General features: G+C 68.3%; 13 protein-coding genes and 1 pseudogene. 7 read left to right on the top strand and 7 right to left on the bottom strand.

The window, feature by feature from the left end:
* Positions 1-140, bottom strand: a pseudogene (locus K206_RS42700) (D-amino acid aminotransferase); the annotation flags it as partial.
* 236 nt (positions 141-376) lie between these two features.
* On the opposite strand from K206_RS42700, the gene K206_RS0107335 reads away from it, so the two are divergent.
* Both K206_RS0107335 and K206_RS37715 read left to right on the top strand, forming a co-directional pair.
* Entirely contained in the window at positions 377-1,507 is a 1,131-nt protein-coding gene (locus K206_RS0107335; protein WP_020201765.1) for an alkene reductase, read from the top strand.
* Between the two features lie 22 nt (positions 1,508-1,529).
* Positions 1,530-2,522, top strand: a complete 993-nt coding sequence (locus K206_RS37715; RefSeq protein WP_081651345.1) for a TIGR03571 family LLM class oxidoreductase — start codon at positions 1,530-1,532, stop codon at positions 2,520-2,522.
* Positions 2,523-2,543: 21 nt separating this feature from the next.
* On the opposite strand, the gene K206_RS37710 is transcribed toward K206_RS37715, so the two are convergent.
* Positions 2,544-3,353, bottom strand: a complete 810-nt coding sequence (locus K206_RS37710; protein ID WP_020423704.1) for an IclR family transcriptional regulator — start codon at positions 3,351-3,353, stop codon at positions 2,544-2,546.
* A 357-nt stretch (positions 3,354-3,710) separates the two neighbouring features.
* On the opposite strand from K206_RS37710, the gene K206_RS0107320 reads away from it, so the two are divergent.
* The 4 genes from K206_RS0107320 (at position 3,711) to K206_RS0107305 (ending at position 8,136) form a co-directional block, all read left to right on the top strand.
* Complete coding sequence (locus K206_RS0107320) at positions 3,711-4,766, top strand: alcohol dehydrogenase (protein ID WP_020201762.1); 1,056 nt, start codon at positions 3,711-3,713, stop codon at positions 4,764-4,766.
* A gap of 80 nt (positions 4,767-4,846) precedes the next feature.
* The gene (locus tag K206_RS0107315; RefSeq protein WP_020201761.1) at positions 4,847-6,214 is read left to right on the top strand and encodes an MFS transporter; all 1,368 of its coding nucleotides are present in this window, start codon (positions 4,847-4,849) and stop codon (positions 6,212-6,214) included.
* Complete coding sequence (locus tag K206_RS0107310) at positions 6,211-7,635, top strand: aldehyde dehydrogenase family protein (protein WP_020201760.1); 1,425 nt, start codon at positions 6,211-6,213, stop codon at positions 7,633-7,635. Before K206_RS0107315 ends, K206_RS0107310 begins: the two co-directional genes overlap by 4 nt.
* 174 nt (positions 7,636-7,809) lie before the next feature.
* Complete coding sequence (locus tag K206_RS0107305) at positions 7,810-8,136, top strand: hypothetical protein (RefSeq protein ID WP_020201759.1); 327 nt, start codon at positions 7,810-7,812, stop codon at positions 8,134-8,136.
* Between the two features lie 61 nt (positions 8,137-8,197).
* Here the strand turns inward: K206_RS0107305 and K206_RS41465 are convergent, their stop codons facing one another.
* The 4 genes from K206_RS41465 to K206_RS0107290 form a co-directional block, all read right to left on the bottom strand.
* Positions 8,198-8,800 carry a hypothetical protein gene (locus K206_RS41465; RefSeq protein WP_081651344.1) on the bottom strand — a complete coding sequence of 201 codons (603 nt, stop codon included), beginning with the start codon at positions 8,798-8,800 and terminating at the stop codon, positions 8,198-8,200.
* A 3-nt stretch (positions 8,801-8,803) separates the two neighbouring features.
* Positions 8,804-9,325 (bottom strand): PAAR domain-containing protein, encoded by a 522-nt coding sequence (locus K206_RS42695; protein ID WP_196812851.1) that lies wholly within the window; start codon positions 9,323-9,325, stop codon positions 8,804-8,806.
* A 181-nt stretch (positions 9,326-9,506) separates the two neighbouring features.
* Entirely contained in the window at positions 9,507-10,310 is an 804-nt protein-coding gene (gene dkgB / locus K206_RS0107295; protein WP_020201757.1) for a 2,5-didehydrogluconate reductase DkgB, read from the bottom strand.
* Positions 10,311-10,394: 84 nt separating this feature from the next.
* On the bottom strand, positions 10,395-11,297 hold the full coding sequence (locus K206_RS0107290) for an NAD-dependent epimerase/dehydratase family protein (protein ID WP_020201756.1): 903 nt from the start codon (positions 11,295-11,297) through the stop codon (positions 10,395-10,397).
* Between the two features lie 425 nt (positions 11,298-11,722).
* On the opposite strand from K206_RS0107290, the gene K206_RS42690 reads away from it, so the two are divergent.
* Positions 11,723-12,199 carry a helix-turn-helix transcriptional regulator gene (locus K206_RS42690; protein ID WP_020201755.1) on the top strand — a complete coding sequence of 159 codons (477 nt, stop codon included), beginning with the start codon at positions 11,723-11,725 and terminating at the stop codon, positions 12,197-12,199.
* A gap of 102 nt (positions 12,200-12,301) precedes the next feature.
* Here K206_RS42690 and K206_RS0107280 read toward each other — a convergent pair.
* A partial coding sequence (locus K206_RS0107280) for an FAD-binding and (Fe-S)-binding domain-containing protein (RefSeq protein ID WP_020201754.1) occupies positions 12,302-14,790 on the bottom strand: 2,489 nt, incomplete at its 5' end.

The following is a 14,790-nucleotide window of genomic DNA, read 5'->3' as shown; positions in this document are numbered from 1 at the left end:
AGGCGGAACGGCCGGCCGCCGTAGATGGGCACGACTTCGTACACGCCGTCGCCGAAGATGAAGCCGCGGTCCAGCACGGGGACGCGGGCTTCGGACAGGGGCGTGAGTTCGCCGTTGAGGTAGACGATGTCTTCGTTCATGGTTGGCAGGGGTCTCGGGGCAGCGGTGGAAGGGAATGCGGCATTCTTCCACAAGCCGCGGCGGCGGCTCATGCAAATTAAGCATGACGCGCGGGCGGCCTCTGTGCCTGCCGCCGCACCCGCGCGGGCGCGCCTTCCTTGATCGCGCGGCAAGAATCATTTGCCTGCCACGGGGTTTTTGCCGGAGCCGGCCGCCCCGACAATCGCTTCATCCACCCATCCGAAGCGAGGCAACCATGCTGTTCACCCCCTACACCCTTGGCGACATCACCACGCAGAACCGCATCGTGATGCCCCCGATGACCCGTTCGCGCGCCGCCGCCGGCGACATCGCCACCGACCTGATGGCCGAGTACTACGCCCAGCGCGCCAGCGCCGGCCTGATCATCTCCGAAGGCACGCAGATCAGCCGGCAGGGGCAGGGCTACGCCTGGACGCCCGGCATCTACACCGGGGAGCAGGTGCGCGGCTGGCGCAAGATCACCGACGCGGTGCACGCCGCCGGCGGCCGGATCTTCGCGCAGCTGTGGCACGTGGGCCGCGTCTCGCACACCTCGCTGCAGCCGGGCAACGCCGCGCCGGTATCGTCGTCGGCGCTGGTCGCCGAGGGCGTGAAGGTGTTCGTCGACGCCAGCGGCCAGGGCCCGCAGGGCGGCGTGGGCGAGATGGTCCAGCACTCCGCGCCGCGCGCGCTGTCGATCGACGAGATCCCCGGCATCGTGGCCGACTACGCCCGCGCCGCGCGCAATGCGCTGGAAGCCGGCTTCGACGGCGTGGAGCTGCACGGCGCCAACGGCTACCTCATCAACCAGTTCATCGACTCGCAGGCCAACGCCCGCACCGACGCCTACGGCGGCTCGCTGGCCAACCGCCTGCGCTTCCTCAAGGAAGTGGCGCAGGCCGTGACCGACGTGGTCGGCAAGGACCGCATCGGCGTGCGCCTGGCGCCGCTGACCACGCTGCAGGGCGCGGTCGACGACACGCCCGAAGCCACCTACCTCGCCGCCGCGCACGCGCTCGGCCAGATCGGCGTGGGCTACATCCACATCGCCGAGGCCGACTGGGAAGACGCGCCCGTGATGCCCGCCGCCTTCAAGGAAGCGCTGCGCGCGGTCTACCCCGGCACGCTGATCTACTCCGGCAACTACACCAAGCCGCGCGCCGAGGAAGCGCTCGCCCGGGGCTGGGCCGACCTGATCGGCTTCGGCCGCCCGTTCATCGCCAACCCGGACCTGCCGTATCGCCTGCGCCACGACCTGCCGCTCAACACCGGCGACCGCGCCAGATACTTCGGCGGCGCCGAGGCCGGCTACACGGACTATCCGCGGCACGCCGGCAACACCGGCGCGCAGGCCGATGCCGCCTGATCCCGCCGCCAAGGAGACCGCCATGCCCGGCGCACTGGACAAACTGACCGCCGGCGGCTTCAGCGTCGGCGTGGAACTGCCGCTGGACAACGACTGGTCGCCCGCCGGCGAAGCCGCCCGGCGCGCATCCGGCCGCCTGCCCGGCGAGCCCGACATGGCTCGCCACGGCGAACTGGCCCGGCTGGCCGACCGGCTCGGCTTCCGCGCGCTGTGGGTGCGCGACGTGCCGCTCTACGACCCGCAGTTCGGCGACGCCGCGCAGGTGTTCGAGACCTTCAGCTACCTCGGCTACCTCGCCGGCGTGACCGGGCGCATCCTGCTCGGCACCGCCGCCGTGGTGCTGCCGCTGCGCGAGCCGCTGCTGACGCTCAAGTCCGCCGCCACGGTGAACCGGCTCAGCAACGGCAGGCTGCTGCTCGGCGTGGCCAGCGGCGACCGCCCGGTCGAATACCCGGTCTTCGGCCGCGACTTCGCGCGCCGCGGCGAAACCTTCCGCGAGCACGTGGCGCTGCTGCGCGACGCCGGCGCGTCGCGCCTGCCCGAAGGCGTGCGCATGCTGCCGCGCCCGGAGCAGCCGCTGCCGCTGCTGGTGGCCGGGCTGGCCCAGCAAGCGCCCGCCTGGGCCGGCGAGCACATGGACGGCTGGCTGGCCTACCCCGGCACGCCCGAGGACCACGCGCGCCGCAGCGCCATGTGGCGCGGCGCCGCCGGCGCCAAGCCCTACATCAGCTTCATCCACCTCGACCTGCTGGCCGACCCCGACGCGCCGATCCGCCGCCACCGCTTTGGCGCGGCGGTCGGCCGCAACGGGCTGATCGAAGAACTGCGCGCCATGCGCGCGGCCGGCGCCGCGCACATCGCCCTGCACTTCCGCCGCAGCCAGCGGCCGGTCGGCGAAGCGATGGAGGAAATCGCGGCGCATGTGCTGCCGCATTTTCATGTGGAGGCGGTGGCGGCTCAGGCTCCAGCATGCATCGCGGAGACCGTGACCCATGAGATGCGCGTGGTGGCGTAGCCGCGGCGCGCGGACCGCTCGTCACCCGGTCCGCGCCCCCGCCTGACCGAACAGCGCAGCCTGCGCCTGCGCGCAAGCCGCGCCGATGCAGCGCCCGAGTTCGTGCAAGGCGTCGTCGGCAAGCTGCCCGCTGAACGTGTGGGTACTGACCGCCAGCGCGGGCCGGCCGTGCGCATCCGCTATCGCCGCGGCGACCGAGACCACGCTCTTGATCAGCACGCCGGCATCCACCGCGTAACCACGCTGCCGCGCTTCGTCGATCTCCGCGAGATAGCGCTCGAATGGCATCGGCGTATTCCAGCGGATGCCCGCGAAGGCTTCCCGCAACCGTTCGGGGGACACCTGGCCGGCAGCCGCGGCCGCGCGCCCGATCGCGCCGGCGTACAGCGGAATCCGCATCGCGCTGCGGAACTCGATATGCACGCCGAGCTCCGGCTTCAATCGATCGAGCAGCAGGAAGCGCGGCGAATCTCGCCTTGAATCCCGCGGTGGAGCGCGCTGCGAATCCACCACCCGCCATACGCTGACGGTGGCCTCGAACTGGTTCGCGATGCGCTGCAGTCCCGGGCGCAACAATTCCACCTCCGTCTTCCCCAGCATGACCCGCGCCAGTTCCAGCAGGCCGAGATCGAGGCCATAGGTCTTGGTGGCCGGCTCGAAGGCAACCAGCCGCTCTTTCACCAGGGTCCTCAGGATATTCAGCGCGGTCGACGGATTCAGCGCGGCGATGCGCGCGATGGCGGTCACGCCCAGCGGCTGCCGCGTATCCGACAACACCCGCAGGATCGATGCCGCCTGTATTACCGCGCCAACGTCTTTGCCTGCTTCCATTGCGTTCTCCGGTCAAGGCTCGAATGGCCCGATAGCCGGTCACTCTACACAAACAAATTCCTATTATTTACAGCAAACAAAGCCTTTGAAAAATCATGAAAAATTAGTCGGCAATTCATTTAATCGGTGAACAACAAATTCATGGTATTTCCCTACGGTGAATATCATTGACCATAGAAAACCTTGGGTATAACTTGTTAGTCAACCGGCACGCATAAGGCGACCACTTTCGCCAGACACCGCCGACCCGGCCCCCTGCCGCGCCGCATGCCCCGGCCGGCCACAAACCCGTCGAATCCACCCGCCCCCGGCGGCGCGCTGCACGCGAGCCACCGGCGGCCTCATGCTGCCCGCGACATGATCAGCTACGACATCGTTACCTTTGGCGAGGCGCTCGTCCGCCATGAACGGCCCACTCCGGTCCCCACCGGCGACGAGATCCTGCTCAGGATCTCGGCGGCGGGCGTATGCCATACCGACGTCCATACCCGTTCGGGCGCATACGACCTCGGCGGCGGCAAGGCCCTGCGCATGGCGGATCGCGGCATCCGCCTGCCGCTCACGCCCGGCCACGAAATCGTGGGCGAAGCCGTGGCGGCGGGGGAGCACGTGGACCCGGCCATGCTCGGCAAGCCATATCTGGTCTATCCGTGGATCGGCTGCGGGACCTGCGCACCGTGCCAGGACGGCCGCGACAACATGTGCGCCCAGCCGCGTTCGCTGGGCGTCTTCCGCCCCGGCGGCTACAGCGACCATGTGATCGTGCCCGCCTCGCGCTTCCTCGTCGACATCGCCGGGCTGACCCCCGAGTCGGCCGCGCCGCTCGCGTGTTCCGGGCTGACGACCTACAGCGCGCTGCGGAAGCTCGACGCGCAAACGCTGGGCGCGACCTCGCTGGTCGTGATCGGCGCCGGCGGCCTCGGCCTGATGTGCGTGCGCCTGGCCCGGGCAATGGGCGGCGCGGGCACCATCGCCGTCGACATCAACGCGGACCGGCGCCAGGCCGCCGCGCTGGCCGGCGCGCGCGCCTGCTTCGACCCGGCGCAGGCCGGCGTGGCCGAGCGCATCCGCGCAGCCGCCGGCGGGCCGATCCTGGCCGTCGTCGACCTGGTCGGCTCGGCCCGGAGCACCGCGCTTGCCCTCGACCTGCTGGCCAGGGGCGGCAAGCTGCTGCTGGCAGGCCTGGCCGGCGGCGAACTGACCCTGTCCTTGCCACTGCTGCCGCTGCGCGCGCTTTCCCTCGAAGGCTGTTATGTCGGCACCTTGCAGGAGCTGCGCGACCTCGTCGCGCTGGTGCGCAGCATGGAGATGGCGCCGATGCCAACCACCTGCCGGCACCTTCACGAAGCCAACGACGCGCTCGACGACCTGGAAGCCGGGAACGTCGTCGGACGGATCGTACTGCGCCCCTAGGCCAGGCATCCGGCCTGGCCGGCATCCAACCGCGGCGGCCACCGCACCGCCGCGTCCAACCACACAAGGAGACGGGTTCAATGGATATGACTGCCCCCGAACAGACGCAGCAGCGCTCGGCCGAGGACGCCACCTACCGGAAAATCACCGCCAGGCTGCTTCCCATCCTGCTGCTGTGCTATCTCACGGCGTATCTCGACCGCATCAACATCGGCTTCGCGCAGACCGCCATGAGCGAGGACCTCGGTTTTTCCGCCGCCGTGTACGGCTTCGGCAGCGGCATCCTGTTCATCGGCTACCTGCTGTTCGAGGTGCCAAGCAACTATGTGCTCGAGCGCATCGGCGCCAGGAAGACGCTGGCCCGCATCGCGCTGCTGTGGGGCACGATCTCCTCGTGCATGATGTTCGTGCAGACGCCGATGCAGTTCTACGTCATGCGGTTCCTGCTGGGCGTGGCGGAAGCCGGCTTCTTTCCGGGCGTGATTCTCTACCTGACCTACTGGTATCCCGCCGGGCGCCGCGCCAGGATCGTCGCGCTGTTCATGACGCCGATCGCGTTCGCGGGCTTCATCGGCGGGCCGCTGTCGGGCTGGATCATGCAGAACATGGCGGGGCTCAACGGATGGAAGTCCTGGCAGTGGATGTTCCTCATCGAAGGCCTGCCGTCCATCGTCATGGCGGTGGTCGTGATGCTGTTCCTGGTGGACCGGCCCGACGATGCCAAATGGCTGACGGCCGAGGAGAAGCGCATCGTCAGGCGGGCGGTGGAGACCGGGCGGGCCGGAAGCAGGTCCGGCTTCAACGAGACACTGGCCGCGCTGCTCAAGGACGCAAAGCTCTATCCGCTGCTGTTCGTCTACTTCGCGCTGGTCTGCGGCGTGGTCACTACCGCGAGCTGGATTCCGGCCTTGCTCAAGACCGTGTTCCCCGCCGGCACGCCGCAGCAGCTCGGCCTGCTCACGGCCATCCCCTATGCGCTCGGCGGCATCGGCATGGTCTGGATCGGCCGCCGCTCGGACCGCACCGGCGAGCGGCGCTGGCATTGCACGCTGTCGGTCCTCGCCGGCGGCGCCGGCATCGCGGTGCTGGGCTGGAACACGGACAGCCTGGCGCTGGCGGTCGCGGCCATGTCGGTCGCGTCGGTCGGCATCTTTGCCGGCTTCCCCACCTTCTGGGCAGCCGCCACCCATCATCTCGACGAAGCGAAGGCCGCGTCCGGCATCGCGCTCATCAGCTCGGTAGGGCTGATCGGCGGCTTCATCAGCCCGATCGTGATCGGCACGCTGCGGACCACCACCGGCAGCTTCAGCGGCGGGTTGTACGCCGTGGCGGCGGTGCTGCTGGCCGGCGGCGCGACCATCTTCGCCACGCTGGCCGCGCCGCGCGGGCGTGGCGCCATCCTCGCGGACGGCCCCGGCCGCTCGCTGGAGCCGGGCAACCACCCATGAACCTGTTCGCGCACTTCAGCATGACCATCGGCGGCGCGCCGGTCCTGGCCGCCGATACCCTGCCCGTCATCGACCCGGCGACCTGGCAGCGCGTCGGCGATGCGCCGCGCGCCACGCGGGCACATCTCGACTGCGCGGTCGCCGCGGCACGCGGCGCCTGCGCGGACTGGAGCGCGGTTTCCCTGCAAGAGCGCCAATGCCTGCTCAGGCAACTGGCGGCCAGGGTCAAGGCCCGCGAAGACGACTTCGCCCGCCTGCTCACGCTGGAGCAAGGCAAGCCGCTCCATGCCGCGCGCGGGTCCTGCTACGAGGTGCGCAGCGTCCAGGCGTGGCTGGAGGCTGTCGCGCGCATGTCGCCCGCAGCCGAGGTGCTGCTCGACACCGCGCAGCGGCGCGTCGAAGTCCGCCGCGAGCCGCTCGGCGTGGTCGGCGCCATCGCGCCGTGGAATTTCCCGATGACGCTGGCGGTCTGGAAGATCGCGCCGGCGCTGCTCACCGGCAACACGATGGTCCTGAAGCCATCGCCGTTCACGCCGCTGACCATGCTGAAGTTCGGAGAGCTGGCCCGCGGCATATTGCCGCCCGGCGTTCTCAACGTGGTCAGCGGCGGCGACGAGCTCGGCCCCTGGATGACCGCGCACGCCGGCATCGACAAGATCGCATTCACCGGCTCCACGCAGACGGGCAAGGCCATCCTGCGCGCCGCTGCCGATACCATGAAGCGCGTGACGCTGGAGATGGGCGGCAACGATGCGGCCATCGTCATGGACGACGTCGACATCGATGCCGTGGTGCCGAAACTGTTCTGGGGCGCGTTCGCGAACAACGCGCAGTTCTGCCTGGCCATCAAGCGGCTGTACGTGCACGAGCGCATCTACGACCGCTTCATCGCCGCCTTCGTCGCCTTCGCCAGGACCGTGAGAGCCGGCAACGGCCTGGACCCCGGCGTACAGCTCGGCCCGGTGCAGAACCGGCGGCAATACGATCGCCTGGTCGAACTGATCGCATCGTCGAAGGCGCGCGGCGACACCTTCCTGCTCGGCGGAGACATCCCCGCAGGGCCGGGCTATTTCGTGCCGGTGACGATCATCGGCAACCCGGCCGACGATGCCCGCGTCGTCGTCGAAGAAGCGTTCGGCCCGGTGCTGCCCATCCTCCGGTTTGCCAGCATCGACGAAGTCGTGCGGCGCGCCAACGACTCCGACTACGGGCTGGGCGCATCGGTCTGGTGCGCCGACCCCGCGACGGCGAGCAAGATTGCGACGCGCCTGGAAGCGGGCACCGTCTGGATCAACACGATCCATGTGCTGTCGCCAGACTATGTCTTCGGCGGCTACAAGCAATCGGCCTTCGGCAGGGAGAATGGCATGGAAGGACTGCTGGAGTACACCAATACGAAGACGGTGGTGACGGACTTCTGAGCCCCCGGCCATCGTCACGTACCGGACGTCGGCGGCGGATCGGACGCGGTTCGGCCGGCCATCCGGCAGTCAGGGCTTTTCGCGGCAACAAGAAACCCGGTCATCCGGCCGGGCTTCAGTCCGCTGGCAAACGTCACGCTGCCTATCCGACCTGCACCCCAAGAATAGGAACATATGGACGACGACGGGATGGAGTGGATACCGGAATACATGCGCACGAAGATGGTGAGACGAAGTGCCAGCGATCAGCCCTCACCAAGGTTCAAGCCTCAGCGGCGGATCGAAGGCATTCCCATCCGCCGTCCACCCATCAAGGTTTCCGCATTTGACACGGAAATTCGCTATGGTTTTCGTGCCGACCTGGACGAGCCGACATCTGTCACCAAGCGCCACCTCGCCCACCACTTCGCCTCGCGGGTCCAGCATGCCTTCCCAGTCGCGGTACAGCACGACACGTTTCGTCGCTTGACTGTCACCGAGGAAAATCCGATACCCGTTTGACAGCAAATACAGCGCACCGGCCAGAGCGACAACAAGACAGAAGACGACCCATCGCTTCCGCCTACCAGTTTCCCGACGCTCCACCTTCATAGCCCTTCCCATAGAACCGCCGTTGAACTAGGCGGTTTGACTTTTCCAATACAGCCAGCAGCTCGGCCGGCGTAACCGGCGCTTGAAAGCCGCGGGGATCATGCGCCATGATCCCCGCCAACTCCAGAACGTCAGCGACGTTACTACTGCACGAGTTTCCAAATAGACTGTACTTCGAATCGGCTGCCACACGACGTTCGAGTTCATCGCGAATCAGCTTCTTTTCTCGCGGCGAGACCCACATTTTCAGGCCGACAGCATCCCGGAACATTCCTGGGCGCGAGCCCTCCGCACCCTCGACGACGAGCGCCGTGTTGCTTCTGAGGTACTTGGTGTATGACCCCTTGAAGTAGGTCGACGGGGCGCGGCTGTACACCGTTCCGTCAATTTCCACAGCCGCATGCCCGAACTGCGAACCCCGGCTGGCCAGACGACCATCAAACACGACAACCTCGATGAACTCTCGCGCGACATGTACCGGCTTTGGAGCATCAGCCGGCGTCGGCGTCGTTGTTCGCTTCGCCAGAGGTATAAGAGTCTTACCCGTAGAAGGAGAAACAAGTCTGTCAGTCATATCTCAACCCTCCACATAAATCGTCACGTCCTCCGCTTGCGCCTGCGACGTTAGTAGATGCGTTCGCCCCTGCCCATCGGTAATGCCGAACTCCGCCGCCCCGCCATCGCGAACTATCGCGTACTCGGTGTTCTGTAACGGCGTGCCGCTGTCACTGTCCAGCAAGATATAGTGGTCATCGAAGCTGTCTGCCGCAACTGATGCCGAGGCGTAATTCGGTGATCCATACGCACTTGCGAATCCGGCACCGCCACGTGGATGCTCAACGTCAGCAAATCCACCGACGGATGAAATCAGCGTCGCCCCGCAGGCGGTACGCATCCCATGCAGTGCGATAGAGAATCCATATGCGGTGAAACTGGAATCGCCCTCGACAATGGGAAACACGCCCTTGCACCTTGGGCACCACACCATATGCCCGACACCCGCAGCAGGAATTCCATCGATAAGGAAATCCGGTATTCCTTCCAGTACTTTTCCTCCATGCGTTGTCTCATCCCCCTTGCGCGCAATTCCTTTCATCATGCGAAGCTCCTCCCGATCCATGACGTGAAGACCTCATTATCGGAATCACAGACATGGCGTCTATAGGAACGGACTTAAACAAACGGATTACTACACTTTCTCGCAACCATGAAAAAAACCCGGTCATCCGACCGGGCTTCAGGCTGCATGCACCCCCCGACTTGCCAACGGGTTGCTCCCCTCAATCCCAGACCGGCGCCAGCCCCTCCGGACTGGTCAAGCGCCCGCCGCGATCCAGCGCGGCGATGGCGGCCATGTCCGCATCGTTCAGCCGCACGGCCAGCGCGCCGAGGTTGCTTTCGAGGTTGGCGCGCCTGGTGGACGACGGAATCACCGCATAACCGAGCTGCATGGCCCAGGCCAGCACCACCTGTGCGGGCGTGGCGGACAGGCGCGCGGCGATCTGCCCGATCACCGGGTCCTGCAGCACGCTGCCGTAGCCGAGCGTCATGTAGGACGTGACGTGGATGCCCTGGCTGCGGGCGAACTCGGCCACCTTGCGGTTCTGCAGGAACGGATGCAGCTCGATCTGGTTGGTGGCGATCGCGCCGGCGCCAACGGCGTCGATGGCCTCGCGCATCAGCGCGATGGTGAAGTTGGACACGCCGATCTGCCGCGTGAGGCCCTGCTCGCGGGCCTCGGCCAGCGCGCCCATGAACTCGGCCACCGGCACCGCGCCGCCGGGCGAGGGCCAGTGGATCAGGGTCAGGTCGACGTGGTCGGTGCGCAGCTTGGCGAGGCTGTCCTTGAGGCTGGGCACCAGCTTGCCGCGCGAGAGGTTCTCGATCCAGATCTTGGTGGTGAGGAACAGGTCGGCGCGGGCCACGCCGCTGGCGGCGATGGCCGTGCCGACTTCGGCTTCGTTGCCGTAGATCTGCGCGGTGTCGATGGCGCGGTAGCCAACCTCGAGGCCGTTGCGCACGGAGTCGATGGCGGCCTGGCCTTGCAGGCGGAAAGTGCCGAGGCCGAGTGCGGGAATGCTCATGTTCGTTCCTTTGTCAGGTAAGTGGCGGCCGGGGCTGACGGCGGCCCGGCCGGAGATCGGGGGGTGGCGGGCAAGTGCGCTGGCTCAGTCCACCGGCATGTCGTGTTCGATCCAGCCGGTGACGGAGTCGTGCGCGGGCCGCCAGCCGAGCTCGGTGCGCGCGCGGCGGGCGCGCACGCGGCTGTTGGAGCCGAAGGAATAGCGCGCGGCGCCCTCGCCCCACACCGGCGCGGCCTGCGCCACGGTCCAGGACTGCGCCGGGCCGAGCCCGAGGCGGCGCGCGATGGCGGCGCCGATCTCGGCGTAGGACGCCTCGCCGTTCTCGACGAAGTAGAAGGCGCCGGCCGGCGCGTGCTCCAGCGCCAGCGCGTAGAGCGCCACCACGTCGGCGATGTGCACGTTGGACCAGCGGTTCACGCCGCTGCCGACGATGCGCACCACCCCGCTCTCGCGGGCCTGCGCCACCAGCGGCGGGATCTGCACGCTGTCGGCGTGCAGCCCGGCGCCAGCGCCGTAGATCATGCTGTTGCACAGCACGATGCCGCGCACGCCGTCGGCGGCCGCGGCCAGCACCATCTCGTCGATGGCGTGGCGCGCCTGCTTGTCCGCTTCCACCACCAGCGGCGTGTCTTCGTCGAAGATGCGCGCGGACAGCACGTCGCCGCCCACGTCGTCGCCGATCACGCTGGAGCCGCTGGTGTGCAGGAAGGGCTTGCCGCTGCCGCGCAGGCCGGCCAGCAGCGCCTCCACGGCGCCGCGGTGGTCGCTGCTGGCGGTGTTGATGACGGCGTCGGCCTGCGCGGCCTCGCGCGTCAGCAGGGCCGCGTCGTCGAGCGTGCCGGCCACCGGCACGATGCCGAGGCGGGCCAGCGCGTCGGCCTGGGCCGGGTTGCGCACGAGACCGCGCACGGTGTGGCCGTCGGCCAGCAGCCGCGCCGCGACCGAACCGCCGATGAAGCCGGCGGCGCCGGTGATGAAGATCTGCATGGGAAACTCCTCATGCCGGGCAAGCCCCGGCTTTTGCACATGGCAGGAGTATCCGGGCAAGCCGCGGCGGGAAACACCCGCCGCCGCGCAGAAGAGACTTGACCGCGGCGCAAGAATCGCCGGGCGGCGCGCGCCTGGCCGAGCCTCAGCCGGCACCGACGGAAACGCGCAGCGGTCTCGCCATGCGGGTAGCGGCGCGAGCGCGTCAAACCCGGTGGGGCAGACCTCGGAGCCGGTCCGGAAATGCAACGATGCGCGAAACCTGCCAACCTGCCGGCAGGTGGCACGGCCAAGCGTTACAACCTTTAAGCTGTATCTCTTGATTACAGCTTATATAATGTTCTTTTCAAGAAATACACTTCATACGCTGTATTTTTGAAAAACAGCCTATACTCTGTATTCAAGGCACGCACCGGAAGACCACAGTGAATTACCCGATCCAGACCGTCGACCAGCTGGCACCCACGCTCAAGGCCTTCCGCCGCGCGGCCGGCATGACGCAGACCGAGCTGGCGGCTCGGCTCGGCATCACGCAGCAGACCTATGCGCGCCTCGAGGCAAATCCGCAGGTAGTCAGTCTCGCGCGCTTTCTGCGCGTGCTGTCTGTGCTCGGCGTCCAGATGACGCTCGGGGCGGAAGACGCGACAACCCAACGGCAAAGCCCGACCAATACCTGGTTTTCCGGCGACCAGTCCTCCCCCCCTGCGGCCAGGCACGTGCAGGAGGCCGCCGCCCGGTACGCAGCGCCCACGGCCATCCGCAAGCAACCCGAGGCCGGCGCATCCGCCTCCGCGAAACGCCCGGCCGCCGCGAAACGCAAACCGGCCAGGCAGGATTCGGACAGCGCGCCTGAACAGTCCAAGCAGCCCAAGCCTGTCGTCTCCAGGCGCGAGCAATGGTAGGCATGGCGCGAGCACCGCGTCACCGCCGCCTGCACCTGTGGATGAACGGTCTGCCGGTCGCTGGGACAAATTTGCCCCGGGGGCGCGCCCCCGTCTCGCGCCTCAGCTCTGCCTCAGCGCCATCGCCAGCACCCGCGCCACGTGCAGCGCCTCGGCCTGCGCGCCGTCGTGGATCTGGTGGCGGCAACTGGTGCCGTCGGCCACCACCAGCGCGTCCGCCGCGCGCTTGCGCACCGCGGGCAGCAGCGAGAGTTCGGCCATCGCCGTGGAGGCGTCGTAATGCTCGGCCTCGTAGCCGAAGCTGCCCGCCATGCCGCAGCATGACGATTCGACCGGCGACACCTTGAGGCCGGGAATCCAGCCGAGCACGGTCTGCACCGGCGTGAAGGCATCGAACGCTTTCTGGTGGCAGTGGCCGTGCACCACCGCCTCGCTGGCCGGCAGCGCGCCGAGGTCGAGCGCGAGCCGCCCCGCGCGGTGCTCGCGCACGAGGAATTCCTCGAACAGGAAGGCTTGCGACGCCAGCTTCGCGGCTTCCTCGCCATAACCGTAGCCGAGGAACTCGTCGCGCAGCGACAGCAGGCAGGACGGCTCCAGCCCGACCACCGGCACGCCGCGCTCCACGTAGGGCTTGAGCGTGTCCAGCAGGCGCCGCGCTTCCGCCTTGGCCTCGTCCACCAGCCCGGCGGCGAGGAAGGTGCGGCCGCAGCACAGCGGACGCTCGCCCGCGCGGACGTTGAAATGCACGGTGTAGCCCGCGGCTTCCAGCACCTGCTGCGCCGCGCGCGCGTTGTCCGGCTCCATGTAGTTGTTGAAGGTGTCGACGAACAGCAGGACTTCGCGCGCGGGCGCGTCCTTGCCCCCGGTGCTCGTCGTCCGCGCCGTCGACAGGAACGAAGTCCGCAAGCGCGGCAGCGAGCGCTGCGGCGCAAAGCCGAGCGCGCGCTTGACCAGGCCGGAGATGCCGGGAATGCCATCGGCCAGCGCGAGCAGCGGCGCCAGCCGGCTGGCCAGCGGCGCGTAGCGCGGCATGTACGCCACCATGCGCTCGCGCAGGCTGGTGCCGTGCCGCCGCGACCACGCCTGGCGCGCTTCGATCTTGAAGCGCGCCATGTCGATGCCGGTCGGGCAGTCGCGCTTGCAGCCCTTGCACGACACGCACAGGTCCAGCGCTTCCTTGACCTCGGCGCTGGCCAGGCCGTCGTCGCCGAGCTGGCCGGAGACCGCCAGCCGCAGCGTGTTGGCGCGCCCGCGCGTGACGTGCTGCTCGTCGCGCGTGACGCGGTAGCTCGGGCACATGGTGCCCGCGTCGAACTTGCGGCAATGGCCGTTGTTGTTGCACATCTCCACCGCGGCCGCCAGCCCGCCGGCGCGGTCGGTGCCGGTGCCGGGCGCGCTCTCGGCGCCGGTGAGCGGGTCGCGCGTGACGTTCCATGCCGACCAGTCGAGCGCGGGCGTGAGCGGCAGCGCCGCGTAGCCGGGCGCGAAGCGGAAGTTCTCGCGCGCGTCCATGCGCGGCGGGCGCACGATCTTGTCCGGGTTGAAGCGGTTGTCCGGGTCGAATAGCGCCTTGATCTCGCCGAACGCGGCGTTGATGCGCGGGCCGTACTGCCACGCCACCCATTCGCCGCGGCACAGGCCGTCGCCGTGCTCGCCGGAGTACGCGCCCTTGTACTCGCGCACCAGCGCCGCGGCTTCCTCGGCGATCTCGCGCATGCGCACCGCGCCGTCGCGGCGCATGTCCAGGATGGGCCGCACGTGCAGCGTGCCCACGCTGGCGTGGGCATACCAGGTGCCTTCGGTCTCGTGCTTGTGGAACACCTCGGTGAGCCGGCGGGTGTATTCGGCCAGGTGTTCCAGCGGCACCGCGCAATCCTCGATGAAGGAGACCGGCTTGCCGTCGCCCTTCATGCTCATCATGATGTTCAGGCCCGCCTTGCGCACGTCCCACAGCGCCTTCTGCGCGCCCGCTTCCGGCATCTTCACCACCGCGCCGGGCAAGCCCAGGTCGCCCATCAGCTCGGCCAGCGCGTCGAGCCGGGCCAGCAGCGCGGCGTGTTCCTCGCCGGCGAACTCGACCAGCAGGATGGCCTGCGGGTCGCCGCTCAGCGCCCGCTCGATGACGGGGCGGAAGGCGGGATTCTCCATCGACAGGTCGATCATGGTGCGGTCGACCAGTTCCACCGCCACCGGCCCGAGCTTGACGATGTGCCGGGTCATGTCCATCGCCTGGTAGAACGTGGGGAAGTTCACCACGCCCAGCACCTTGTGCGCCGGCAGCGGCGACAGCTTGAGCGTCAGCTGGCGGCTGTAGGCCAGCGTGCCCTCGGAGCCGACCAGGATGTGCGACAGGTTGGCGTGGCCGTCGTCGGTGTAGGCGCGCGGGTTCTGGCAATCGAACAGGTCGATGTTGTAGCCCGCCACGCGGCGCAGCACCTTGGGCATGCGCTCGGCGATCTCGCCGCGCTCGCGCGTGGCGATGCGGCGCAGGTCCGCCAGGATGCCCGCCACGCGGCCGCCTTCGGCCGCATGCGCGAGCGAGCCGAAATGGCACTGGCTGCCGTCGGCCAGGATGGCGTCGATGGCCAGCA

Origin of the sequence: Cupriavidus sp. WS (genome assembly GCF_000395345.1) — a bacterium.
GTDB lineage: Bacteria > Pseudomonadota > Gammaproteobacteria > Burkholderiales > Burkholderiaceae > Cupriavidus > Cupriavidus basilensis_B.
The sequence above is the reverse complement of the archived record's forward strand: the minus strand, read 5'-3'. Positions and strand labels throughout refer to the sequence as shown.